Origin of the sequence: Streptococcus sp. CF8_Ac1-9 (genome assembly GCF_024295565.1) — a bacterium.
Taxonomy (GTDB): Bacteria; Bacillota; Bacilli; order Lactobacillales; family Streptococcaceae; genus Streptococcus; species Streptococcus parasanguinis_X.
On record NZ_JANCOY010000002.1, the window covers coordinates 165,938 to 190,235 of the forward strand.

Here is a 24,298-nt window from a genome sequence, read left to right on the forward strand (position 1 = left end):
CTGTGAAGAGGGGCTTTGCTACTGACAAAGCTAGCCTTTTTTGGTATAATACCGTGAGGTGATTTTTATGGCGAGTTTAAATAGATATAAATTTACATTTGGAAACAAAGCGCTCACTTTAACAACCAACCATGATAATTTGTTTATGGAAGAAGTCGAACGTGTTGCGAAAGAAAAATACCAAGCAATTAAGGAACAAATGCCAGAGGCCGATGATGAAACCATCGCCATCTTATTGGCAGTAAATAGTTTGTCCATGCAGCTGAATCGCGAGATTGAGTTTGACGACAAAGAAACAGAATTAGATGATTTTCGTCGCAAAGCTTTAGACGACTTAAAGGATAAATCATCTAAATAAGAGGAGATACATGTTAACTTTCTTAATCTTATTGATTTTGGCATGGAGCTTTTATATTGGCTATGCAAGAGGCATCATCCTCCAGTCCTATTACTTTCTAGTGACCTTGGTGGCCCTCTTGATTGCAGGTGGTAGCTACAAGGGACTGGCTAAGGTTTTGTCTCTATGGGTTCCTTTTTCGAGTCCCACCCAGCAATCGGTGAATTATTTTTATGCCAACCGCTACCTGTTTCAATTAGATGACATCTTTTATGCAGGGTTAGCTTATGTGTTGATTTTTGTGCTGGTTTATTTGATCGGCCGCGTGATTGGAATCTTTATGCACTTGGTTCCCCAGCCAGAAAAATTGGAGGATCGCAAGTATCAAATTGGAGCGGGTGTGATCGCCGTCGTGATAACCCTCTTGGTGATCCAGATGGGCTTGACTATTCTCTCAACAGTTCCCATGGCTTCCATCCAAAATAGACTAAATGCAAGTGGATTGATCCGCTTTATCATCCTTCATACCCCGATCAGTTCCAGCCTGTTCCACAACTTGTGGGTGACTGCGATTATCGGAGCTTAAGGAGTAAAAATGAAGAAAGGAGTGAGACAAGTCCGACTCAAGGAAGGACGCTCACTTTTTTTGTAGGAGAAACATGAATAAAAAAATCTTAGATACTCTGGAGTTTGATAAGGTCAAGCAACTCTTTGAACCCTATCTACAGACAGAACAAGGGGAGATGGAGCTAGCAGTCCTTACTCCAACCGATAAAAAAGAAACTATCGAAACGGCCTTTATTGAGCTAGAAGATATGGAGCAGATCCTCTTGGAAGAGCCTCGCTTTGCCGTGTCGACCATTCAAGATGTCCGTCCAGTGGCCAAGCGTTTGGAGATGGAAGCGGCCCTCAATATCGATGAATTATTAGCGCTAAAAGCAGTCCTTCGGGTGACACATGAGCTCAAGGATTTCTACGAAAACTTGGAAAATGTTCGTCTGGAAAGGCTCCATCGCCTCTTTGACAACTTGGTGGATCTTCCTCGCCTACAAGGTGGGCTTCAAGCTATCAACGAAGGAGGCTTTGTCGAGTCTTTTGCTAGCGAAAAATTGGCCAAAATTCGTCGCCGCATCCAAGAGAATGAACACCAGGTCAGAGAGATTCTACAAGACCTGTTGAAAAGCAAGGCCGATATGTTGGCGGATGCTGTGATTGCTAGCCGGAATGGACGCAATGTTCTACCGGTAAAAAACACCTATCGCAACCGGATTGCAGGGGTGGTCCACGATATCTCAGCCAGTGGGAATACCGTTTATATCGAACCTCGTGCAGTGGTCAATCTCAATGAAGAAATCGCCAACCACCGGGCAGATGAACGGTATGAAATCATTCAGATTCTGGAGGAATTGTCTGACAGCCTGCGCCCCCATGCGGCAGAGATTGCTAACAACGCCTGGATTATCGGTCACTTGGACTTGATCAAGGGCAAGTATCGGTTTATGCGTGATTTCAAGGCAGTGGTACCAGAGGTTAGCAGTAATCGCTCTATTCAGCTCTTGCAACTACGTCATCCCTTGATTGAAAATGCCGTCGCGAATGACCTGCATTTTACCGAGGACTTGACTGAAATCGTGATTACCGGTCCCAATACAGGGGGGAAAACCATCATGCTAAAAACGCTGGGACTAGCGCAAATTATGGCCCAGTCTGGTCTTCCCATCCTAGCGGATCCAGGTAGTCGTGTGGGCATCTTCTCACAGGTCTTTGCAGATATTGGAGATGAACAATCGATCGAGCAGAGCTTGTCGACCTTCTCCAGTCATATGACCAATATCGTATCTATCTTACATCAGGTAGATACCGCCTCCTTGATCCTTCTGGATGAGTTAGGAGCTGGAACCGATCCTCAAGAAGGGGCTGGCCTTGCTATTGCCATCCTAGAAGACCTGCGCTTACGCGGGATTAAGACCATGGCGACGACCCACTATCCAGAGCTCAAGGCTTATGGAATTGAGACTGCAGGAGTGCAAAATGCCAGTATGGAATTTGACACAGCGAGTCTGCGTCCGACCTATCGCTTCATGCAAGGAGTTCCTGGTCGCTCCAATGCCTTTGAGATCGCCCGCCGTTTGGGCTTGTCTGAGACCATTATCCAGGATGCCATGAAGATGACCAATACGGATAACGATGTCAATCAGATTATTGAAAAATTGGAGGCGCAGACCTTAGAAAGTCGCAAGCGCTTAGATACCATTCAAGAGGTCGAGCAAGAAAATCTCAAATTCAATCGCGCTCTTCGAAAACTCTATAACGAACTGACCCGAGAGAGAGAAACAGAGCTCAATAAGGCAAGAGAAGAGGCCAAGGAAATTGTGGACATGGCCCTCTCAGAGAGTGACCGTATCCTTCAAGGTCTTCACGCCAAATCCCAGTTGAAACCACATGAGATCATTGAGGCCAAGGCTCAGTTGAAAAAACTAGCGCCTGAAACCGTTGACCTTTCTAAAAACAAGGTCTTGAAAAAAGCTAAAAAAGCGCGTGCTCCTAAGGTAGGTGATGAAATCTTGGTTATCAGCTATGGCCAACGCGGAACCCTGGTCAAGCAACTCAAAGATGGCCGCTGGGAGGCGCAAGTCGGCTTGATCAAGATGACCTTGGAAGAAAAAGGATTCAACCTCATCAAGGCTGAAAAAGAAGCGGCTCAACCTAAGAAACGCCAGGTGAATGTCGTCAAACGTTCGAACACGAGTGGGCCAAGAGTGCGTCTGGACCTCCGTGGAAAACGCTATGAAGAGGCTATGCAAGAGCTCGATGGCTTTATCGATCAGGCCCTGCTCAACAACATGGCCCAAGTCGATATCATCCACGGGATCGGGACGGGAGTTATCCGTGAAGGGGTGACCAAGTACCTCCGTCGCAACAAACATGTCAAAAGTTTTGAATATGCCCCCCAAAATGCGGGTGGAAGTGGCGCAACCATTGTCACGTTTAAAGGCTAATCGAATCCTAGCTGTTTATCAGCTAGGATTTTTAAAATCTGACATAATGAAAATGATTGAAAGTTGTTGAAAAGGATTCACTTTTAAATCTGATTTTCAGTAGGTCCTCCCTTTTAAAAGTGCTATAATAGAGGCAATGAATGATTTGGGAGGATACGCATGCGTAAACGTGAAAGTGCAGATTCGTGTACAACGATTCTAGTCGGAAAAAATGCTAGCTATGATGGTTCGACCATTGTAGCACGAACAGAGGATTCTCAAAATGGCGTTTTTACGCCCAAGAAATTGATCGTGGTCAAACCAGAAGATCAACCGCGTCATTACAAGTCGGTTTTATCAACTTTTGAAATCGACTTACCAGATAATCCAGTTCGCTATACAGTGGTTCCAGATGCCATTCCTAAAGACGGGATCTGGGGAGAAGCTGGGATCAATGTCTATAATGTAGCCATGAGTGAGACAGAGACCATTACGACCAATAGCCGTGTGCTAGGGGCAGATCCTCTTGTAGAGAGTGGCATCGGTGAGGAAGACATGCTGACCTTGGTCTTGCCTTATGTTAAGACCGCCCGCGAAGGGGTCTTGCGTCTCGGGAAGATTTTAGAAGAGTATGGAACTTATGAGTCTAACGGGATTGCGATTTCAGATGTGAATGAAATCTGGTGGTTGGAAACCATCGGAGGTCACCACTGGATGGCGCGCCGTGTTCCAGATGATGCCTATGTGACCAACCCAAACCAACTGGGAAGTGATTATTTTGAATTTGGAAATCCAGATGAGTTTCTTTGTGACCCGGATCTTGAACGTTTTGTCACAGAGCACCATTTGATTCTGGATCAAGAAGGGAAAGGTTTTAATCCACGCTATGCCTTTGGTAGCCAAAAAGACAAGGACCGTCACTACAATACACCGCGGGCTTGGGCCATCCAGCGTTTCCTCAATCCTGAAATCAAGCAGGATCCACGGAGCTTTGAGATTCCTTGGTGTCAAAAACCTTATCGCAAGGTAACGATTGAAGATGTCAAATATGTCTTGAGCAACCATTACCAAGACACCATCTACGATCCTTATGGCCCTGAAGGCGATCACGTGACTCAGCGGACCTTCCGGACGATCGGGATCAACCGGACCAGCCAGACAGCGATTCTGCAATTGCGTCCCAATAAACCACAAGAAACGACAGGCATCCAATGGATTTCTTATGGTTCTATGCCTTACAATACAGCCGTTCCTTTCTTTACCCAAGTGGATACGACGCCAGACTACTTTGCCAATACGACGGCTAAGGTAACAACGGATTCCTTCTACTGGGCCAACCGGATTATTGCGGGACTAGCAGATCCTCACTATGCTCACCATGTTGGTGATTTGGATGATTACCAAGAAACGACAATGGCCTGGGGACATGCGCGCATCAATAAGGTCGATCGTGCACTTGCAGCAGGTGAAACTGTTGATTTTGAAGCGGAAAACCAAGCTATGAGTGATCAAATCCAGGAAGCGACAGATCAACTCTTGGACAAGATTTTGCTCGATGCTAGCAACCTCATGACCAATCACTTCTCCTTGAGTGATTAAAAACTGTGTATTTTCAGGTAGTTTACAAGATATTTTCAGAAACGATTGACAAACTTTTGAGAATCGATTAAAATAGAGAAAATTATATACGACCGAATGAAGTTTGCAGGAGCGTGAGTGACTGTGAATGGACGGAACTCTGGAGAGACCAGAAATGGCACCGAAGGGGCAAGGTAGAGGATACATCTACTCAAACTCTCAGGTAAAAGGACAGAGCGAAAGATAGGGGAAGTCCCCTATTTTAAGCAGGACCAGAGTACATGTTTGACATGTGCTCTTTCTTTTTCTCTTTTCTGTCGAGCGGTCGATGAAAAAGGAGACAGAAAATGGATCATGTATTGCAGTTTTTTCAGCAGCTCTATAATCTAGTGTGGAGCGCCCCACTTTTAGTGCTTTTAGTAGGGACAGGGATCTACCTAACCCTTCGTTTGGGTTTGCTTCAGATACGCTACCTTCCAAAAGCTTTTCGCCTGATCTTTACAGAAGATGAGGGACACGGGGATATCTCGAGCTTAGGAGCCCTTGCGACAGCTCTAGCAGCTACTGTAGGGACAGGGAATATTGTAGGGGTGGCTACAGCGATTCAGACGGGTGGCCCAGGTGCCCTCTTTTGGATGTGGATGGCAGCCTTCTTTGGAATGGCGACCAAGTATGCAGAAGGGCTCTTAGCCATTCGTTATCGGACCAAGGATGACAACGGTCATATCTCAGGTGGTCCGATGTACTACATTCTTCACGGGATGGGAGAGAAGTGGCGACCATTGGCTATTTTCTTTGCGGTTGCAGGAGTGCTGGTGGCCCTCTTTGGAATCGGAACCATGACCCAGGTTAATTCCATTACGGGATCCCTTCAAGCTAGTTTTGGGACAGCTCCAGAAGTGGCTAGTGTAGTGATTGCTCTGGTGGTTTCGACCATCATCTTTGGAGGGATTCACTGGATTTCCAAAGTCTCTGAAAAAGTGGTTCCTTTTATGGCTGCTGCTTATATCTTTGCGACTGTCACGATCATTGCCTTGCATCTGGACCAATTGCTTCCAGCCTTAAAAGCAGTCTTTTCTGGTGCTTTTACAGGAACTGCAGCCATGGGAGGTTTTGCAGGAGTAACGGTCAAAATGGCTATCCAAAAAGGGGTGGCGCGTGGAGTTTTCTCCAATGAATCGGGTCTCGGATCTGCACCCATTGCAGCAGCGGCTGCGAAGACCAATGAACCTGTCGAGCAGGGCTTGATCTCGATGACAGGAACCTTTATTGATACCATTATCATCTGTAGTTTGACAGGACTTTCGCTCTTGGTTTTAGGTGAGTGGATGGCGAAGGGCAGCACGAGTACCTTGACTCAGGATACGTTTACAGGTGTCTTTGGCCCAGTTGGAGGTATTATCTTAACGCTGTGCTTGGTGCTGTTTGCGACAACGACCATTCTTGGATGGTCTTACTACGGAGAACGGTGTTTCGAATTCCTATTTGGTGTCAAACATATCAACCTCTACCGGGCTTTCTTTGTCTTAATGGTTGGACTAGGTGGTTTCCTAAAATTAGATCTGGTCTGGGTGATTGCGGATATCGTTAATGGGCTCATGGCTCTGCCCAACTTGATTGCCCTACTAGCTCTGTCACCTGTCATTATCAAAGAAAGTAAACGCTACTTTAAGAAATAAGAAAACCCAGATCGCGAGGTCTGGGTTTTATTGTCTATTTGAGATAGGATCTTTTAATAGCGTTTTTCCTTTGGCCAGCTGCTCATTTCGGCGATGGCACGGAGCCCTCCAACGAAGAACTCTCCTAGGAGTCCAATCCCAGTTGCTTTCGGGAAGATAAGTGCTAGGATGACTCCAAGTACAATACCGATTGCGATTCTTTTCATAAGGTTGGTTTTATTCCAAGTGGTAATCAGTCGATGAATCATGTAAGGCCTCTTTAAAAAATAATTAAGGAATATTATACGATAGTTAGGGGGTAAAAGCAATGAAATTTTTAAAAAATAGCCTTATTTCCGAATATTTGATATAATCATACTATTCTTTGTTAGAAAGGCCCGAATAAATGAGTCAAGCTTTCCAACGTTATTTCAGTAAAATAGACTGGACAAAGATTTTTGATGACCTAATTTCAAAATGCATCTCCCTGATTTTTGTCTTTCTCTTATTTTTTATCGCTAAAAAGGTCATCCATAGCCTGGTCAAGCGGATATTAACCCCTTCTTTTAAGTATACGGTGCAGGATGAAGCCCGTAAAAAAACCATTCTCCGTTTAGTAGAGAGTCTCTTGAACTACTGCTTGTATTTTATCTTGATTTACTGGATCTTGTCGATCCTCGGTCTTCCAGTCTCTAGTCTATTGGCTGGTGCTGGGATTGCTGGGGTGGCTATCGGGATGGGAGCCCAGGGCTTCCTTTCCGATTTGGTCAATGGTTTCTTTATCCTTTTAGAACGCCAGCTGGATGTGGGGGACAATGTCCGACTTACCAATGGTTCTATTAATATTGCCGGCATCGTTAGCAGTGTGGGAATTCGGACAACTCAAGTACGTGATTTTGACGGGACTCTCCACTTTGTCCCAAACCGCAATATCACTGTCGTCAGCAACCTCTCGCGCGGCGATATGCGCGTGCTGGTAGATATTCCGCTAGATGCGAATACCGATCTCGATAAGATCTATCAGGTCATCGCTCAGGTCAATCAGTCTCAACAAGACAAACACCCAGAAGTGTTGACAGGCCCTACCATTTTAGGCCCACAGATTGAAAAAAATGGTCGTTATTCCTTCCGCATTGCGATGACTGCGCAAAATGGAACCCAGACGACTGTCTATCATACATACTATAAACTCTATCATGATGCCTTGATGGAAGCAGGGATTAACCTACCGACAGGAAAGAACGGGATCATGTAAAAAAGAGAGTGGGACAGAAATCGGTCATTCGTTAGAATTCGATTTCGTCGTCCCACCTCCGCACAGTTGAGTAGGGCTGTAAAAGCTGATGAAATCAGCGTAGTAGAGTCCACTCAACCACTGCGTTTTGCTCGACAATCCAAAGACAATTAAGAGGCTAGGACTTTTGTCCCAGCCTCTTTTTTAATCGATGTTACGATCTTAAGTGGCAGTATTTGTCATCCAAATATTTAATCTGATCCCAAATCTTTCGAGCCTCAGGTGGCAAGATCAATAATTGCTTACGCAATAGGGCAGTGATTTCGAGATCCAATGATTCGATCGGAAGGGCTATGGCTACAGAACTTTTTGCCCTTTGGATCTTGTTAATGCAGTGTTGGATATGCTGGCAAGCAGTACAAGTCTGTGCTTGACGGCTTGCTGCAATCTCCTGACGCATATCAGAAAGCAGTTGCATCAATTCAGACTTAAGGAATTCGATCGTATCTGATTTTTCTTGAGCTAAAAGAAACATAAGCACACCTCCTTTTGCTATAGTTTAATACTAATTTATTAAAAATGCAAGGGGGTAAAGTAAAAAAAATAAAATTTTTTTAGAAAAAGATACAGAAAAAGAGAGGACTTACATCTCACCGCTACAGAAGGTCAAGCCCCTTGTCTTAAAAATGGCTTTTCTCCCTTGGTCGGGTTGACTTGATAGAGGTTGGTAGCTACAAAAAAACTCCTGAAACATACTGGTTTCAGGAGTTGAGAGGCTTTGACCCGAAGGTCTCAAAGAAAAATATCGATTGATTATACAAGACCTTGTGCAATCATCGCATTTGCGACATTTTCAAAGGCAGCGATGTTGGCACCTGCAAGGTAATCTTTACCAAGACCGTAAGTTTCTGCAGTTGTTTTAGCAGTATTGAAGATGTTGGTCATGATGTCTTTCAAACGTCCGTCCACTTCTTCGCGTGTCCATGAAAGACGTTGGCTGTTTTGGCTCATTTCAAGAGCAGATACAGCAACCCCACCAGCATTGGCTGCTTTAGCAGGTCCGTAAAGAATACCATTTTCTTTGTATACGTTGATGGCATCGATGTTACTTGGCATGTTTGCTCCTTCAGAGACAACTTTCACACCTTGAGCGACCAAACGTTTTGCAGCATCGCCATCGATTTCGTTTTGAGTTGCACATGGAAGAGCGATGTCATAGTTACCAGCATAAGTCCATACAGAACCTTCGTAGTAAGTAGCAGTTGGTTTTTCAGCAGCGTATTCAGTCAAACGTGCACGACGTTTTTCTTTGACGTCTGTAAGAAGGTCGAAGTCAATACCGTTTTCGTCGATCACGTAACCGTTTGAGTCAGATACAGAGATAACAGTTGCACCAAGTTCAGTTGCTTTTTGAAGAGCGTATTGAGCAACGTTACCAGAACCTGAGATCACGACTTTCTTACCAGCAAAGCTGTCGCCGTTGGCTTTGAGCATTTCTTCAGTGTAGTAAACCAAACCATAACCAGTTGCTTCTGGACGGATCAAGCTACCACCGAAACCAAGAGGTTTACCAGTCAAGACACCAGCATCAAATTGGCGAAGGCGTTTGTATTGACCGTAAAGGTATCCGATTTCACGTCCACCAACCCCGATATCACCAGCTGGGACATCAAGAGAAGGACCGATGTGTTTTTGCAATTCAGTCATGAAGCTTTGGCAGAAACGCATCACTTCAGCGTCTGTTTTTCCTTTAGGATCGAAGTCAGATCCACCTTTACCACCGCCGATAGGAAGACCAGTCAAGACGTTTTTGAAGATTTGTTCGAATCCGAGGAATTTCAAGATCCCTTGGTTAACAGTTGGGTGGAAACGAAGTCCGCCTTTGTAAGGACCTACAGCAGAGTTGAATTGAACACGGTAACCACGGTTTACTTGGATATTTCCTTCACGGTCAACCCAAGGAACACGGAAGGAAATCACGCGTTCAGGTTCTGTAATACGAGCTAAAATGTTTTCTTCGATGTATTCAGGGTGTTTTTCGAATACAGGTTCCAAAGTGCTGAGGAACTCTTCAACAGCTTGAAGGAATTCAGCTTCGTGGCCGTTACGAGCTTTTACAGTTTCGAAAGTGCTTTGGATATATTCTTTAGCAGTTGTCATGTTAATTCTCCTTTGTGAATGAAACGAAAACCAGCAAACCCGCTAGGGGAGTGGCTTTGAGACAGTTGACAAACAATGTCATGTTTTATTACATGGATCATTATAGCAGACTTTTTTTGGCTTGTAAAGAAAAAAGTTGAATTTTCTGAAAATTTTATCGCGACTAGGAAAGTCCGAATGTTTGGAAGAATTTTTAGCTTTGATTGTCCGGAAGCTTCCAAGTGATGGTATAATGAAAGAAGAAAATAGAGAGCATCCCGAACGATTCTGTTGGTGGTGTTTCAAAAAAGGAGTACAAGATGGTATCGACAAAGACGCAAATTGCTGGTTTTGAATTTGACAACTGCTTGATGAATGCGGCAGGTGTAGCCTGTATGACCACTGAGGAATTAGAAGAAGTGAAGAACTCAGCTGCTGGGACCTTTGTGACCAAGACAGCGACCTTAGAATTCCGTGCTGGTAATCCAGAGCCACGCTACCAAGATGTGCCGCTTGGTTCGATCAATTCGATGGGACTACCTAACCAAGGGTTGGACTATTATTTGAATTACTTATTGGAGTTGCAAGAAACGGATCCTGACCGGACCTTCTTCTTATCTCTCGTCGGCATGTCTCCTGAAGAAACTCATACCATCTTGAAAAAGGTGCAAGACAGTGACTTTAAAGGCTTGACAGAGTTGAACCTATCTTGTCCCAATGTCCCTGGGAAACCTCAGATCGCCTATGATTTTGATACGACAGATCGGATCTTGTCTGAGGTCTTTGCCTATTTCACAAAACCTCTAGGGATCAAGTTGCCCCCTTATTTTGATATCGTTCATTTTGATCAAGCAGCAGCGATCTTTAACAAATACCCGCTCAAGTTTGTCAACTGCGTCAATTCGATCGGAAATGGCCTCTACATCGAGGATGAATCCGTGGTGATCCGTCCGAAGAACGGCTTTGGTGGGATTGGTGGTGAATACATCAAGCCAACGGCTCTCGCCAATGTCCATGCCTTTTACCAACGTCTGAACCCAGAAATTCAGATTGTGGGGACAGGTGGTGTCTTGACTGGTCGCGATGCTTTTGAGCATATCCTTTGTGGGGCTAGTATGGTGCAAATCGGAACGACGCTGCATAAAGAAGGAGTAGGAGCTTTTGACCGCATCACTGCGGAACTCAAAGCCATCATGGAAGAAAAAGGCTACCAAAGTCTAGAAGACTTCCGTGGGAAATTGCACTACATTGACTAATCTTTCGAAAAAAACTTCCTCAAGTGGAAACTTGGGGAAGTTTTTTATGAGAGTGGGACAGAAATCGGTAATTCGTTAGAATTCAATTTCGTCGTCCCACCTCCGCACAGTTGAGTAGGGCTGTAAAAGCTGATGAAATCAGCGTAGTAGAGCCCACTCAACCACTGCGTCTTGCTCGACAATCCAAAAATAATTGAGAGGCTAGGACTTTTGACCCAACCTCATTCTGTTCCTAGTTTTAGGAATTTTCCATTTTTATAGAGAGAAAAAGGTGTACAATGGAGGTGAAAAGGAAGGTGATTTCTATGGAAGAAAGGGATGTGATTCAAGAAGCAAGAACGACGATCACCCTTCTTCAAACAGCCTTTTCTAAAGGATTCACCCCCAGTCCAGATGCCTTTCGATTTCGAGAAAATCTAGATCAGATGTTGAAAGGTTTACGAAAGGCTAGGCGGGTAGACAATCGTCTGTTGATTGAGTTAGAAAAGTTTTATCAGACTGCCAGTCTATTGATTGGTCTGGGTGGGCTAGCTTTGAACGAAGAGACCTTTCAAACTTGGCGAGCTTATGATCACTGGCATTACGAGGTTGTGAAGCCTCAGTTACAGGTCTACGGACCGACGGTGCTTTTGTAGTTGATGTGCCTGGTGCTTGTCTACAGATATTCAGAGGAGGTGTTGGTCATGGTAGTCCTTCATGATTTTCTACATCAGTTAATCCTATCGTTTTGGAACTTTTATTACTCGCTCTTTTTCTTATTTGAAAAATAAGAAGGATTGAATCCCTTTTACATATAGTAGAAGGGATTTTTGATGCAGAATCCTTGAAAATCTGAGGCTCTTGGATTATGATGGAGCTAATAGATAAGAAGTGTTCCTTTTAGGGAATGCGGAAAGCGAGGAAGAAAGATGGCAGAGATTTATTTAGCAGGTGGCTGTTTTTGGGGCTTGGAGGAGTATTTTTCACGGATCCCCGGTGTAGAAGAGACGACGGTGGGCTATGCCAATGGCCAGGTAGAAACGACCAACTACCAACTGATCAAGGAAACGGATCATGCAGAGACCGTTCAGGTCATCTATGATCCAGATAAAATCAGCCTACGAGCGATTCTGCTCTACTATTTCCGGGTGATTGATCCCTTGTCCATTAACAAGCAGGGAAATGATCGAGGCCGCCAATATCGGACGGGTGTTTATTATACAGACGAAGCAGACCGTGAAGTGATCGCCCAAGTGTTTGCGGAAGAAGAGAAGCAACTGGGCCACAAAATCGCGGTTGAGTTGGAACCCTTGCGCCACTATATCCTAGCTGAGGATTACCACCAAGACTATCTCAAGAAGAATCCTGGAGGCTATTGCCATATCGATGTGACGGATGCTGAGCAGCCCTTGATTGATCCAGCAGCTTATCAGAAGCCAGATCAAGAAATCCTAAAGGCGAAACTGACAGCAGAGCAGTACCAAGTCACTCAAGAAAGCGCGACGGAACGTCCTTTCCACAATGCCTATGATCAGACCTTTGAAGAGGGGATCTATGTGGATATTACGACTGGGGAACCTCTCTTCTTTGCCAAGGATAAGTTTGCTTCTGGCTGTGGATGGCCAAGTTTCTCTCGTCCCATTGCCAAAGATGTTATCCACTATTACCAAGATCAAAGCCACGGTATGGAGCGGATCGAAGTTCGTTCCCGCTCAGGCAATGCCCATCTAGGACATGTCTTCACAGATGGACCAAAAGACCAAGGAGGTCTTCGCTATTGTATCAATTCGGCCTCTCTGCGCTTTATTCCAAAAGATGAAATGGAGCAAGAAGGTTATGGATATTTGTTAAAAGCTTTGAGATAATAGAAAAAGCATCTTAGAAACTTTCCTTAGGTGAGTACGGACGTCAGCGAACTTCGAAGAAGTTCCATGACTTAGTTTTGAACCTAAAGTTTCAAAACTCCCGAGTGCCTGAAACATCACTGTTTCAGGCACTTTTCTCACAGCGGAAAGTTTCAGTAGATGTTTGTATCAGTTGAAAATCGTGATGATGTTTTCTGCAATACCCCTTGGGTTGCCTTAGGTAAGAAAAAAATCCACATTCTAAGAGACAGAAGCCACTTTTATAAATAAGGAGCATGATTTTCAAGTTAGGGTGCTTTTTAAGGAAAATATGAAAAGGTTTTCGTTATTCTAACAAAATATGTGTTAAAATTAGTATAATATTTAATTTGTAGAGATGTACTGGTGATGAAAGATTTAAAAAAAGAGATTGGGAAAAAAATAAAATCTACACGACTAGATAGAAAATATACACAAGCAGATATTTGCGATGATGAATCTGAATTGACTATTCGGCAATTAGCCCGAATTGAGAATGGTCAGGCTATGCCAACTGTACCCAAATTAATATATTTAGCGAAAAAACTGAATGTCGAGGTTCAGTATATTGTTGATATTGACAAAATTGAAATACCAAAAGATTATCTAAGGTTAAAGAAAGAATTGGTAGATAGTCCGACCTATGCGGATCGAGAACGAATTGAGCGGAAACTAGCGATTTTAGAAGAAATTGGGGAATGTTACTACGATCGTCTTCCAGAGGATGAACAATTACTTATAGATGTGATTCAAGCGCGTCTAGATATTTATAATAGTTCTGATGTGAGATATGGTCTTGCTCTTTTAGAAGAATACTTTCAACAAATCTTAAAGAAAACAATTTATACGGTTAATGATTTGTTAATTATTGAACTCTACTTTTTTTGCTGTGCTGTAGGATTAGAAGATAAAAGGTATTTTCAGGAGTTGGCTGATAAAGTAATGCTTGACATAGATTATGGGGACAAGGAATACCTGACACAGTTGGAAAAAATATTGCTTGTTTTGCTAGCTCAGTTGGAAGAAAAATATACGCTTAAATATATTCAAACTTTCGAAGATGTAATTGATAAGACGAGACATGTTTATTACAAACCTATTATTTATATGTTTAAAGCAAAATATATGCTCCATGTGGAAAAGAACAAGGAGAAATCTGAGGAGTTGTATGGAAAGGCAATTACATTTGCTGAATTATTGGATGATGAAGTGCTTGTACAAAGATTATTAGAAGAAAAAAAGAACGATTTTTAGCAACCCGACGTTTAAGTCATGTTGCTTTTTTCATTTTATGTTAGACTGAAATCATAACAAAGGCAAAGATATCAGAAAACTTTATTTCCTACAGTAGAATATATAACTGTTTGTTGAATCGGTATATTTTGGATGTTGTAGGACGATTTTTTAGTTGATTCATTTCCCAAACATTCATTTTAGAGAAAAGGAGTTTATGATGAAAAATAGAAATTTGTGGCGAATGATTTTTACGCTTTCAGCTATGGTAACTCTGATTGGATTAGGATTTACTGCCTATAATCATTTTATATTCCATCAACCTTTTATGAATCGGACGACAAAAGGGTTACTTTCGGCCTTTTTCCTAAGTCTTGTCATGGTTGCAATCAGCTTGTCCAAATCAAACGATAAGAAGTGATGATCGATCATTTACATGAATCCATCAACTGTGCAGGAGCAGGACGATGAAGCGTTTCTAAACAATAGCGCTTCTGTCCTGCTCTCTTTTTTCTCTTCTTAAAAATTGTGATACAATGAAGAGAAAGTATTTCAATGACAGCTCAATTTGTTGGCGGATCATTGGAGAAACTAGGTACGAAGAAGAGGTAGGAATGTTAGAGAAGTTGGAGAGTGTGAAAGGGACCATCAAAACGATGGGGAAAGAGCTATCGGCGGCCTTTGATTGGGCTTTTGATCGTCTCTTTTCAAAGATTCAGCTGACCAATGAACAGTTTGTCTATGTGCTCTTGTCAGTCGTTTTTATCGTGGCCAATGCTATCTTGTGGGTGCAAAAGTTCCAAGGCTTTCCGATCACCGCAACCGAACGGCCAGAGGTTGTGTACAAGGCCAAGACACCGGCTGATCAGATTCCTCATACAGCTCGGATCATGGCCAATGGAGATCAGCTCTATCATGATCTGGTCTATATGAGTGCACAAAAAGAAGATGGGACCTATGATTTTCATGAAAATTATGAGTATGTCAAACCCTGGCTACAAAAGGCGGATCTGGCCTTAGGCGATTTTGAGGGAACCATTAACCCGAATTACTATTTGTCAGGTTATCCTCTCTTTAATGCGCCGAGCGAAGTCGTACCAGCCATCAAGGATGCTGGTTATGATGTCATGGATTTGGGACATAACCACATCCTGGATTCAGGTCTAGAAGGGGTCTATTCGACAGCCAAAGCCTTTGAAGATGCAGGCATCACCCCTGTCGGTGTCTACACGCATGAAAAGAGAGGCCAGGCCCCCTTGGTGATCAAGGAAGTGAATGGCATCAAGATTGCTATTCTAGCCTACGCTTATGGGTTTAATGGAATGGAAACGACCCTTACTCCAGAGGAGCAAGCAGATGTCTTGTCTGATCTGGATGAAGAGCGGATGAAGGCGGAGATCCAAAAGGTAGAGCAAGAGGCCGATATCACCATTGTCATGCCCCAAATGGGAATTGAGTACCAATTGGAGCCGACAGAAGAGCAAAAAGAGCTCTACCACAAGATGGTTTCTTGGGGAGCTGATATCGTCTTTGGTGGGCATCCCCATGTTGTGGAGCCTGCTGAAGTGGTCAATAAAGATGGTCAAAACAAGCTCATCATCTACTCGATGGGGAATTTCCTGTCCAATCAGCGTCTGGAAACGATGGGAGATGTGGAGACTGCCCAATGGACAGAGCGAGGAGTCTTGATGGATGTGACCATCGAAAAGGTTGGTCGCAAGACACGGATTAAGACGGCTACTGCTCATCCAACCTGGGTCAGTCGGACTCCGAAGGGCACCTATTCTCCTGAAGGCTATGACTTGTACAAGTACCAGACCTATATTTTGGAAGATTTTATCCAGGGTGGCAAATACCGCGACAAGCTGGATGAGGAGACCAAGGAGAGAGTGGACACGGCTTACCGAGAAATGAAGGAACATGTTCACTTGGACTGGCCTCAGAGTGGAAAGGAATAGAGCATGGAAGGAAATGTGAACTGGATCCCGCTTGGGATCCTAGGATTGATCGTGGTGATTTGGGCAACCAAATTTCTTACGGCTATCCGCCTCAAGCAAAAACTGAAGAAGGCTTGGGATGGAGCGCCTTTCTTTCGCAAGAAAGACACAGAAGAAAGTTTGATAGATAGTCTGACTTATCCAGCTAAGGGACAGACGATCGATAGCCAAGTGGATGATCAGACCTGGCATGATTTGGCTTTGGATGCGGTCTTTGATCAGCTCAACTATACCCAATCGAGCCTTGGAGCAGAGGCTCTCTATCAAAAAATGCGCCTGCTGGAATTCCAGCCTCAGGACCAGCTTCATGACTTAGAAGCCTTCTTTGAAGAGCATCCTGATTTGCGCCTCAAGGTCCAGGTCATTTTCAACCAACTGGGCAAGAAGAACCACAACATGGCGCGGAGCATTGTCGCAAATCCCGGCAAGCATTATGCAGGTTTGCCCCTCTATCTAGCCTTGGCCTGCCTTCCCATTGTCTGTCTCTTTGCCATCCCCTTTGAGCCAGTCGGTGCCATTACCCTCTTGGTGATCAGTGTGGTCTTTAATATTGTCTTTTCGAGTTTGCGCAATTGGTCCAATAAAATCCGTCTGGATAATGTTAGCTATCTGGTCCGCATCTTTGCTTCGGCAGAACGCTTGAGCCATCTAGCCTTGCCACAACAAGAAGAACTAAAGCAAGCGGTCAAACCCTTTAAGAAAACGCGGATCCTTGCCAGTGTCTTGCAGAGTCCAACGGGGACCTCTGAGATGGAAATTGTTCTCCTCTACCTCAACGTTCTCTTTTTACTCCCGCAGATCGCTCAGGTCTATATTTACAATCAGGTGAAAGCTCATCAAAAAGAGGCCCAGAAACTTCTGGATCTCCTTGGAGAGATGGAAGTCGCCATTAGTCTCTTGCGCCATAAGCGGGATCTAGAAGTGGTCTGCCAGCCAGTCTTTACAGAGACGGGTGGCATTGAGGGCGAGACGCTCTATCATCCCTTGCTGTCAAATCCGATTGCGAATGATGTGCATTTTCAAAAAAATATGGTCATCAGTGGGGACAATGCGTCCGGGAAATCGACCTATTTGAAAACTGTCGCCATCAATGCCATTCTGGCTCAAGGGTTAGGCTTTGCCTATGGCGAAAGATTAGCCCTTCCCTATGGTCATGTCCTAACGGCTATGGATGTGAGCGATGATATTGAAGTTGGAGATAGCTACTTTATCACTGAGAGTAAAGCTATTTTACGTATGATTCAGCATCTGAAAAAGCCTGGTTTTCACTATTTCTTTATTGACGAGCTCTTTAAGGGGACCAATACTATCGAGCGGATCGGATCAGGCCTTGGGATTGTCCGCTGGTTGGCTGCCCAAAACTGCCTCTACATGATCTCCAGTCATGATATTGAGCTGGTCGCAGCCTCTGGTGAGGTCAATGATAATTACCATTTTGATAGTCGCTATGTGGATGGCAAGATCGTCTTTGACTACCAGATCAAGCCAGGGTCAGCCGTGACTAAGAATGCGGTCAATACCCTAGAAAGCTTACATTATCCAGAGGAGATTACGCAAACAGCCAAGGACTTGATTGACCAGTATGAAGAGACGGGGCATTGGTCTTTGAAAGAAATTGAAAAAGAATGAGAAATGAACGAAGGAGTTTGTAAATGATCGGTTTAGGGACCCTCTATAATGCCTTAGGGGTCGTATTTGGTGGGCTTTTAGGATTGCTCATCGGTCAACGTTTGTCAGAAGATTTTCATGAGACCCTTCTGAAAGTGACAGGAGTTGCTGTTTTTGTCTTGGGCATTGCAGGGACCTTGGAAAAGATGCTGGTGGTGCATGGAAGTCATGTGAAAAGTCACGGAAGTATGATGTTGATTCTGAGTCTAGTGATCGGGACCGTTATCGGGGAACTCTTGAAGATTGAGGAGGGCTTTGAGCGCCTGGGAAGCTGGCTGAAGGAAAAGACGGGCAACCAAAGCGATACCAGCTTTGTCGATGCCTTTATGACCACGGCCTTGACCATTTGTATCGGGGCTATGGCGGTGGTCGGAGCTGTCCAGGATGGCTTGACAGGCGACACCTCGACCTTGTTGGCCAAGGCTATTCTCGATATGGTTATCGTTCTGGTCTTGACCGTTTCAAAAGGGAAGGGCGCAATCTTTGCGGTGGTACCACTTGTGATCCTTCAGGGCTTGATAACGCTTTTGGCCCATTTGATCGCACCGATCATGACTCCACAAGCCCTTTCGAATCTGTCCCTAGTTGGCTCCAGCCTCATTCTCTGTGTAGGGATCAATCTTATCTGGGGCAAACGAATCAAGGTCGCCAATCTCCTTCCAGCAGTTCTGATTGCCATTATTTGGGCTTTTGTTGGTTAAAAAATAGAAGCTAAGCAGGAGCTTCAGATTTAAGACAAAGTCATATCAAAAACTTTCCTTAGGTGAGTACGGACGTCAGCGAACTTCGAAGAAGTTCCATGACTAAATCAAGATACAAAGGGCGTCTGCGGATAAAGTCAAAATAGGAAGTTTAACGAAGAATCTTTAGATTCTAGGAGAACTTATCTTTTTGACACAATCCGCAGCCCGTGTTCAATTTGTTTTGGCCCCCTTCGCTTTTCGTTTTTGGGGCTCAGGCTAAAACAGTTTCCTAAACTGTTTTACTCCCAAAACTTCCGAGTGCTAGAAACAATCGTGTTTCTAGCACTTTTCTCACAGCGGAAAGTTTTTGTATTTTCTTGATTCATTCTAAAAATAGGAACTCATTTTTACTTACTTTTAGAATCGATTAACTTATTTTACTTTAAAATAGTTTGTCTCATTCTAAAGCTAACCGGTAAAGACTGGTTATTTTTTTTTGCTTGCCCTTGTAGTCTTGTTAGAAAAATGGAGGTGCTCCTAAAAGAAAGGAATTCTTTTAAATGTGATAAAATAAGAAACAGGAGTGAAGATTGGATTCATTTCGAAGGTGAAGGGTGAGTGAGTTATGATCAAACTAATTGCAACAGATATGGATGGAACCTTATTAGATGAGCGAGGTGAGGTGGATCTTCCGCGTCTGGAAAGGCTATTGGACCACTTGGATCAAAAAGGGATTCGCTTTGTCATTGCGACGGGAAATGAATTCCATCGCATGCGCCAGCTCTTGGGTCCTTTGGTCAAACGGGTGACCCTAGTCGTAGCCAATGGAGCTCGGATTTTTGAGGATGACCAGATGATTCTTGGGAAATTCTGGGATCGAGAGCTAGTAGAAGCGGTTCTTACTTATTTTAAGGGGCGGGAAATTTCGGACCAGCTGGTTGTGTCAGCTGTTAATGGTGGCTTTGCTAAGGAAGGCACAGTCTTTACAGAAGTTGAGAAATTCATGCAGCCGGAAGTGATTGAAGCCTTGTACAAGCGGATGAAATTTGTCCCGGAATTGACAGCAGATCTATTTGATCAGGTGCTTAAAATGAGTTTGGTGGTTGGCTTGGATCGTCTTGATCAAGTGTGTCGGGAAGTCCAGCAAGCTTTTGGAGATCAGCTGATGGCGGTTTCGAGCGGTTTTGGCAGCATGGATCTCTTACAAGCAGGCATTCACAAGGCCTGGGGTCTGGCTCAATTAATGGAGATGTGGCAGCTTGATGCCAGCCAGGTCATGGCCTTTGGGGATAGCGGAAACGACATCGAAATGCTTGAAATGGCAGGTCACTCCTATGCTGTGGCTAATGCAGAAGAAGCTGTCAAAGCTGTCTCCAATCATCTAGCGCCTAGCCATCAAGAAGGTGGTGTCTACCAGGTGATCGAAGAGTATCTAGGATTGACCCCCTGGGAACAAGTGAAAGGAAAGAATTAGATGGCGGTACAACTGTTAGAAGACTGGCTCTTAAAGGAGCAGGAGAAAATCATAACAACCTATCGGGAACTTAATCAAGCCCCTCTGAAGGAGCCTGGTTTGATCTTTATCGGAGACTCCATCGTGGAGTATTTCCCCATTCATGAACTATTACAAAGTCCCAAACACATGGTCAATCGAGGAGTGCGAGGCTATAAGACGGATCTCCTTCGTGAGCATCTAGACGCCCATGTCTTTGGAACGGCGGTGGATCAGATCTTTCTCTTGATCGGGACCAATGATATCGGAAAAGAATTTCCTCAAAAGGAAACCTTAGACAATGTAGAAGCGGTCTTACAAGCAATTATGCGGGACTTTCCGCTGACCCACATCAACCTGATCTCGGTTCTACCGGTGAGTCGAGATGAGCGCTACAAACAAAAGGTCTATGTGCGGACCAATGAAAAAATTCAGGCCCTCAACCAGGCCTATCGCGAATTGGCCCAGGCCTACCACCAGGTCAGCTATATTGATGTGTATTCGTCTTTATTGGATGAAAAGGGGCAGTTGGCAGAAGCCTATACGACAGATGGCCTCCATTTAAGTGTGGCTGGTTACCGCATCCTAGCCCAAGCTCTGCAGGAGATATTATAGAGACAAAAATAGGGAGCGAAAAAAGCCCAATCAGACAAATCTTCAAAGAAAAATTTCAGATCGAAGATAAAGTCTTCTTAAAAACTTTCCTTAGGTGAGTACGGACGTCAGCGAACTTCTTTGAAGTTCCATGACTTAGTTTTGGACCTAAGGTTCCAAAACTCCCGAGTGCTAGAAACAATAGTGTTTCTAGCACTTTTCTCACGGCGGATAGTTTCAGGAAATATTTGAATGGTTCTTATAATTGAAATCAATTCTATTTCTTTTTAGATTTCCTTAGATGATTTTTTGTAAAAACAGATTGTCACCCTTCCTCTATTTCCAAGAGGAAAATTTTTTGTCTTTTTGGTTGACAAATGTAAATCTTAGGAGTAGAATAGCATCATAAGATTTACAAATGTAGATTTAGAAAGGAGAAGCCATGCAAATTTCCAATGCGGAATGGCGCATCATGAAGATTATCTGGATGGAAGGCAAGCAGACCAGCACGGATTTGATCGCCGTCTTGTCCGAGCGCTTTGACTGGTCGAAGTCGACCATCAAGACCCTCTTGACGCGCTTGGTGGAGAAAGGCTGTCTGACCAGAGAAAAATCTGGCAAAGCCTTTGTCTACTCGGCTTTGTTGAAGCAGGACCAGAGTTTAGACTTGGTGGTTGAGGAGGTGAAAGACAAGGTTTGCTCAAAAAGAATTGTCCAGGTGCTTGAAAACTTGATTCAGGAGAGTGACTTTACGCTTGCAGATCTTAATCAGCTGCAGCAGGTCCTGGAAGAAAAGAAAGCAGAGGCTGTCGAAACAGTCCCTTGCAATTGTATGTAATAGAAAGAAGGAAATTCCATGTTTGGATTGTTGATTAGTATTGTTTGTTTACTTTTGGTTGCTTTTATTGCTTGGTGGTTCTTTGCAGAGCATGAAAAGGTAAGCGGCCACGCTCGTCAGAAATCAGGTTATCAAGAAATTGAAGTCGAAGTCATGGGGGGCTATTCGCCTGAAACCATTGTCCTGAAAAAGAATGTTCCAGCCCGGATCATCTTTAATCGCAAGGATCCATCTTCATGTCTGGCTCAAGTGATCTTTCCAGATTTTGGCGTTCATGAAGATTTGCCTTTAGGTGAAAAACATGTCATTGAAATTACGCCAGAAAAAGCGGGCGAATATGGGTATTCATGTGGAATGAACATGATGCATGGTCACATGATTGTGGAATAAAGGAGTAGGTATGGTAGAAAAACAAAAAGCAGTTGTGGAAAACGGAGTGCAAAAGATCCGTATTACAGCAGAAAAAGGCTATAGTCCAAAGGAATTTCAACTTCAAAAAGGGATCCCTGCTGAAATCACCTTCCATCGGGTCAATCCTTCCGGCTGTTACAAGGAAATTTTATTTGAAGATCAGGGGATTTTAGAGCCTTTGGAAGTCGGTGTGGATAAGGTGATATCCTTTACCCCGACAGAAACAGGGGACTTCGAGTTTTCATGTGGAATGAAGATGCAAAAGGGTTCCTACACGGTTGTGGAAAAACGCCGTCGTGTCTTAGGTTTACTGGGTCGCTTTTGGATTACTAGTATCTTTACTCTTCCTTTATTGATCTTGATGATCGGGATGATGGCAGGATTTGTCTCCCATTCAGTCAGTCGCTGGGGGACTTTTCTAGCGACAACGCCGATCATGTTGGTAGCAGGAGTTCCTTTTATCAAGAGTGCCTGGGCCTCATTTAAGAAGCACCATTCCAATATGGATACCTTGGTAGCTCTTGGAACCCTGGTAGCCTATGTCTATAGTGTATTTGCCCTTTTTACTGGTCAGCCAGTATACTTTGAGGCTGCGGGTTTTATCATCTTCTTTATCCTCTTAGGGCAAATCTTTGAAGAACGGATGCGTAACAATGCCTCCGAGGCTGTGGAAAAATTGTTGGATTTGCAGGCAAAAACGGCTCAAGTTCTCCGTGATGGGAACTATGTCGAGGTGGCGGCAGAAGATATCCAAATTGGTGACTTGATTCGGGTCCGTCCTGGGGAAAAGATCGCAGTTGATGGGACGATTGTAGAAGGAAGTACGACCATTGATGAGTCGATGGTGACAGGTGAAAGCTTACCTGTGGAAAAATCAGTTGGTGATGCAGTGATTGGCTCCACTATCAACAGCAATGGGACCATTCTCTTTAAGGCTGAAAAAGTCGGTAGTGAGACCCTCTTATCTCAAATTGTGGACTTTGTCAAAATGGCCCAATCCAGTCGTGCTCCTATTCAAGATCTGACGGATAAGATTTCAGGTATCTTTGTTCCAGTGGTGACGATTTTGGCCATTGCGACTTTCTGGGTTTGGTCCGTGCTTCTGGGCGCGTCGCTTCAAGAGGCCATGCTCTATGCAGTCTCTGTCCTCATTATTGCCTGTCCTTGTGCCCTTGGTTTAGCAACCCCAACAGCCCTGATGGTCGGAACCGGCCGTAGTGCCAAGATGGGGGTTCTGATTAAAAATGGAACAGTTCTTCAAGAAGTGCAAAAGATTCAAACCGTTGTATTTGATAAGACAGGGACTATTACCATTGGCCAACCACTTGTAACCGATGTTGTAGGAGATGAAGCGCGTGTCTTGACACTGGCTGCTAGTCTTGAAACTTTTTCAGAACATCCCCTAGCGCAAGCGGTCTTATCACGAGCAGAAGAAAAAGGTTTGGTGTTATCCCCTGTGGAAAACTTCCAAGCGATTGAAGGAAAAGGGGTCCAAGGTCAGATCGACCAGCAGTTGGTGACCTTGGGAAATGGCAAACTTCATGACGGGACAGCGATGGATCCGGAGCTTGAAAAACGGATGGTAGACTTGCAAGAGCAGGCTAAAACAGTGATCAGTTTGTCTGTGGATGGGCAAGTGATTGGCTTGATTGCCATTCAAGATGCTCCGAAGGCCAGCTCAAAAGAAGCGATCAAAAAGCTCAAAGAACGGGGCTTGAAAACGGTCATGTTAACGGGGGATAATGAACGGGTGGCCCAAGCTATTGCTAAGCAAGTGGGAATTGACACCGTCATTGCTGATGTCCTTCCTCAAGAAAAAGCTAGCGCCATCCAAAAACTGCAAGAAGCTAGCAAGGTCGCCTTTGTCGGAGATGGGATCAATGATGCTCCTGCTCTTTCGATCGCAGATGTGGGGATCGCTATGGGATCTGGAACGGATATTGCGATCGAGTCCGGTGGCATCGTGCTCACGCAAAATGATTTGCTTGGCGTTGTGCGCGCCTTTGACATGAGTCAAAAGACCTTCCGTCGGATCTTACTCAATCTCTTCTGGGCCTCTATCTACAATATCCTTGGGATTCCAATTGCTGCTGGAGTCTTTGTAGGACTGGGATTGACCCTCAATCCAGAACTAGCAGGTCTTGCTATGGCCCTTAGTTCTTTGTCTGTTTTGACTAGCTCTCTGCTCCTCAATGTCGCAAAGATTGATTAAAGAAAATAAAAAGTGGTATAGCATGCAGTATCGCTTAAAATGTAGAAAAACTTTTTAAGTAATATAAGTTAAGTGATTCAACGAAGAAAGAAAAATGAGTTCCAATTTTTAGATTGAATCAAGAAATA

At 44.2% G+C, this 24,298-nt stretch carries 21 protein-coding genes, 1 pseudogene and 1 riboswitch; of the genes and pseudogenes, 19 read left to right on the forward strand and 3 right to left on the reverse strand.

Translation table 11 applies throughout. The features are described from left to right. Positions 1–67: 67 nt before the first annotated feature. From NML76_RS04310 to NML76_RS04330, 5 genes are all read left to right on the forward strand, one after another. Positions 68–358, forward strand: a complete 291-nt coding sequence (locus tag NML76_RS04310) for a hypothetical protein (protein ID WP_049471900.1) — start codon at positions 68–70, stop codon at positions 356–358. Positions 359–368: 10 nt separating this feature from the next. Then, complete coding sequence (locus NML76_RS04315) at positions 369–923, forward strand: CvpA family protein (RefSeq protein WP_049506576.1); 555 nt, start codon at positions 369–371, stop codon at positions 921–923. 73 nt (positions 924–996) lie between these two features. Further along, a complete protein-coding gene (locus tag NML76_RS04320; protein WP_254732772.1) occupies positions 997–3,336 on the forward strand; it encodes an endonuclease MutS2 in 2,340 nt (779 codons plus the stop codon). Positions 3,337–3,495: 159 nt separating this feature from the next. Beyond that, a complete protein-coding gene (locus NML76_RS04325) occupies positions 3,496–4,914 on the forward strand; it encodes a C69 family dipeptidase (protein ID WP_254732774.1) in 1,419 nt (472 codons plus the stop codon). 129 nt (positions 4,915–5,043) lie between these two features. Further along, positions 5,044–5,138: riboswitch (glycine riboswitch) on the forward strand. A 102-nt stretch (positions 5,139–5,240) separates the two neighbouring features. Further along, positions 5,241–6,572 carry a sodium:alanine symporter family protein gene (locus NML76_RS04330; RefSeq protein ID WP_254732776.1) on the forward strand — a complete coding sequence of 444 codons (1,332 nt, stop codon included), beginning with the start codon at positions 5,241–5,243 and terminating at the stop codon, positions 6,570–6,572. 89 nt (positions 6,573–6,661) lie between these two features. On the opposite strand, the pseudogene NML76_RS04335 reads toward NML76_RS04330, so the two are convergent. Further along, positions 6,662–6,820, reverse strand: a pseudogene (locus tag NML76_RS04335) (serine/threonine transporter SstT); the annotation flags it as partial. A gap of 137 nt (positions 6,821–6,957) precedes the next feature. Between NML76_RS04335 and NML76_RS04340 the strand changes: the two are divergent. Beyond that, complete coding sequence (locus NML76_RS04340) at positions 6,958–7,806, forward strand: mechanosensitive ion channel family protein (RefSeq protein ID WP_254732779.1); 849 nt, start codon at positions 6,958–6,960, stop codon at positions 7,804–7,806. A gap of 193 nt (positions 7,807–7,999) precedes the next feature. On the opposite strand, the gene NML76_RS04345 is transcribed toward NML76_RS04340, so the two are convergent. Both NML76_RS04345 and gdhA read right to left on the reverse strand, forming a co-directional pair. Then, entirely contained in the window at positions 8,000–8,320 is a 321-nt protein-coding gene (locus tag NML76_RS04345; protein ID WP_254732782.1) for a hypothetical protein, read from the reverse strand. Between the two features lie 278 nt (positions 8,321–8,598). Then, on the reverse strand, positions 8,599–9,945 hold the full coding sequence (gene gdhA, locus NML76_RS04350; protein WP_003004977.1) for an NADP-specific glutamate dehydrogenase: 1,347 nt from the start codon (positions 9,943–9,945) through the stop codon (positions 8,599–8,601). A gap of 299 nt (positions 9,946–10,244) precedes the next feature. Between gdhA and NML76_RS04355 the strand changes: the two genes are divergently transcribed. From NML76_RS04355 to NML76_RS04415, 13 genes are all read left to right on the forward strand, one after another. Next, positions 10,245–11,180: a dihydroorotate oxidase gene (locus NML76_RS04355; RefSeq protein ID WP_003016837.1), complete on the forward strand. Its 936-nt coding sequence runs from the start codon at positions 10,245–10,247 to the stop codon at positions 11,178–11,180. A gap of 278 nt (positions 11,181–11,458) precedes the next feature. Further along, entirely contained in the window at positions 11,459–11,815 is a 357-nt protein-coding gene (locus NML76_RS04360) for a helicase BlpT (protein WP_368077138.1), read from the forward strand. A gap of 273 nt (positions 11,816–12,088) precedes the next feature. Continuing rightward, on the forward strand, positions 12,089–13,024 hold the full coding sequence (msrB, locus tag NML76_RS04365) for a peptide-methionine (R)-S-oxide reductase MsrB (protein WP_254732786.1): 936 nt from the start codon (positions 12,089–12,091) through the stop codon (positions 13,022–13,024). A gap of 387 nt (positions 13,025–13,411) precedes the next feature. Beyond that, entirely contained in the window at positions 13,412–14,296 is an 885-nt protein-coding gene (locus NML76_RS04370; RefSeq protein WP_024054557.1) for an XRE family transcriptional regulator, read from the forward strand. Positions 14,297–14,492: 196 nt separating this feature from the next. Further along, a complete protein-coding gene (locus tag NML76_RS04375; protein ID WP_080976658.1) occupies positions 14,493–14,696 on the forward strand; it encodes a hypothetical protein in 204 nt (67 codons plus the stop codon). 193 nt (positions 14,697–14,889) lie between these two features. Then, a complete protein-coding gene (locus NML76_RS04380; protein ID WP_254732789.1) occupies positions 14,890–16,233 on the forward strand; it encodes a CapA family protein in 1,344 nt (447 codons plus the stop codon). A 3-nt stretch (positions 16,234–16,236) separates the two neighbouring features. Next, positions 16,237–17,901: a hypothetical protein gene (locus NML76_RS04385; RefSeq protein ID WP_254732792.1), complete on the forward strand. Its 1,665-nt coding sequence runs from the start codon at positions 16,237–16,239 to the stop codon at positions 17,899–17,901. A 23-nt stretch (positions 17,902–17,924) separates the two neighbouring features. After that, positions 17,925–18,641, forward strand: coding sequence for a DUF554 domain-containing protein (locus NML76_RS04390; RefSeq protein ID WP_254732795.1), 717 nt, complete (start codon positions 17,925–17,927; stop codon positions 18,639–18,641). Between the two features lie 607 nt (positions 18,642–19,248). After that, entirely contained in the window at positions 19,249–20,097 is an 849-nt protein-coding gene (locus NML76_RS04395; RefSeq protein WP_254732799.1) for an HAD family hydrolase, read from the forward strand. Further along, complete coding sequence (locus NML76_RS04400) at positions 20,098–20,730, forward strand: SGNH/GDSL hydrolase family protein (RefSeq protein WP_254732801.1); 633 nt, start codon at positions 20,098–20,100, stop codon at positions 20,728–20,730. A 421-nt stretch (positions 20,731–21,151) separates the two neighbouring features. Beyond that, positions 21,152–21,547, forward strand: coding sequence for a CopY/TcrY family copper transport repressor (locus tag NML76_RS04405; protein WP_073949806.1), 396 nt, complete (start codon positions 21,152–21,154; stop codon positions 21,545–21,547). Positions 21,548–21,565: 18 nt separating this feature from the next. Continuing rightward, entirely contained in the window at positions 21,566–21,937 is a 372-nt protein-coding gene (locus NML76_RS04410; RefSeq protein WP_009731652.1) for a cupredoxin domain-containing protein, read from the forward strand. 10 nt (positions 21,938–21,947) lie between these two features. Then, the gene (locus NML76_RS04415; RefSeq protein ID WP_254732803.1) at positions 21,948–24,170 is read left to right on the forward strand and encodes a heavy metal translocating P-type ATPase; all 2,223 of its coding nucleotides are present in this window, start codon (positions 21,948–21,950) and stop codon (positions 24,168–24,170) included. The last annotated feature ends 128 nt before the right edge of the window (positions 24,171–24,298 follow it).

Bases quoted from the DNA above. Each gene is read 5' to 3' on its own strand.
- NML76_RS04315 (WP_049506576.1), top strand. From the start codon at position 369: ATGTTAACTTTCTTAATCTTATTGATTTTGGCATGGAGCTTTTATATT.
- NML76_RS04370 (WP_024054557.1), top strand. From the start codon at position 13,412: ATGAAAGATTTAAAAAAAGAGATTGGGAAAAAAATAAAATCTACACGA.
- NML76_RS04325 (WP_254732774.1), top strand. From the start codon at position 3,496: ATGCGTAAACGTGAAAGTGCAGATTCGTGTACAACGATTCTAGTCGGA.
- NML76_RS04395 (WP_254732799.1), top strand. From the start codon at position 19,249: ATGATCAAACTAATTGCAACAGATATGGATGGAACCTTATTAGATGAG.
- NML76_RS04375 (WP_080976658.1), top strand. From the start codon at position 14,493: ATGATGAAAAATAGAAATTTGTGGCGAATGATTTTTACGCTTTCAGCT.
- NML76_RS04360 (WP_368077138.1), top strand. From the start codon at position 11,459: ATGGAGGTGAAAAGGAAGGTGATTTCTATGGAAGAAAGGGATGTGATT.
- NML76_RS04405 (WP_073949806.1), top strand. From the start codon at position 21,152: ATGCAAATTTCCAATGCGGAATGGCGCATCATGAAGATTATCTGGATG.
- NML76_RS04385 (WP_254732792.1), top strand. From the start codon at position 16,237: ATGGAAGGAAATGTGAACTGGATCCCGCTTGGGATCCTAGGATTGATC.
- NML76_RS04340 (WP_254732779.1), top strand. From the start codon at position 6,958: ATGAGTCAAGCTTTCCAACGTTATTTCAGTAAAATAGACTGGACAAAG.
- NML76_RS04410 (WP_009731652.1), top strand. From the start codon at position 21,566: ATGTTTGGATTGTTGATTAGTATTGTTTGTTTACTTTTGGTTGCTTTT.
- NML76_RS04310 (WP_049471900.1), top strand. From the start codon at position 68: ATGGCGAGTTTAAATAGATATAAATTTACATTTGGAAACAAAGCGCTC.
- NML76_RS04400 (WP_254732801.1), top strand. From the start codon at position 20,098: ATGGCGGTACAACTGTTAGAAGACTGGCTCTTAAAGGAGCAGGAGAAA.
- NML76_RS04355 (WP_003016837.1), top strand. From the start codon at position 10,245: ATGGTATCGACAAAGACGCAAATTGCTGGTTTTGAATTTGACAACTGC.
- gdhA (WP_003004977.1), bottom strand. From the start codon at position 9,945: ATGACAACTGCTAAAGAATATATCCAAAGCACTTTCGAAACTGTAAAA.
- NML76_RS04415 (WP_254732803.1), top strand. From the start codon at position 21,948: ATGGTAGAAAAACAAAAAGCAGTTGTGGAAAACGGAGTGCAAAAGATC.
- NML76_RS04345 (WP_254732782.1), bottom strand. From the start codon at position 8,320: ATGTTTCTTTTAGCTCAAGAAAAATCAGATACGATCGAATTCCTTAAG.
- NML76_RS04380 (WP_254732789.1), top strand. From the start codon at position 14,890: ATGTTAGAGAAGTTGGAGAGTGTGAAAGGGACCATCAAAACGATGGGG.
- NML76_RS04330 (WP_254732776.1), top strand. From the start codon at position 5,241: ATGGATCATGTATTGCAGTTTTTTCAGCAGCTCTATAATCTAGTGTGG.
- msrB (WP_254732786.1), top strand. From the start codon at position 12,089: ATGGCAGAGATTTATTTAGCAGGTGGCTGTTTTTGGGGCTTGGAGGAG.
- NML76_RS04390 (WP_254732795.1), top strand. From the start codon at position 17,925: ATGATCGGTTTAGGGACCCTCTATAATGCCTTAGGGGTCGTATTTGGT.
- NML76_RS04320 (WP_254732772.1), top strand. From the start codon at position 997: ATGAATAAAAAAATCTTAGATACTCTGGAGTTTGATAAGGTCAAGCAA.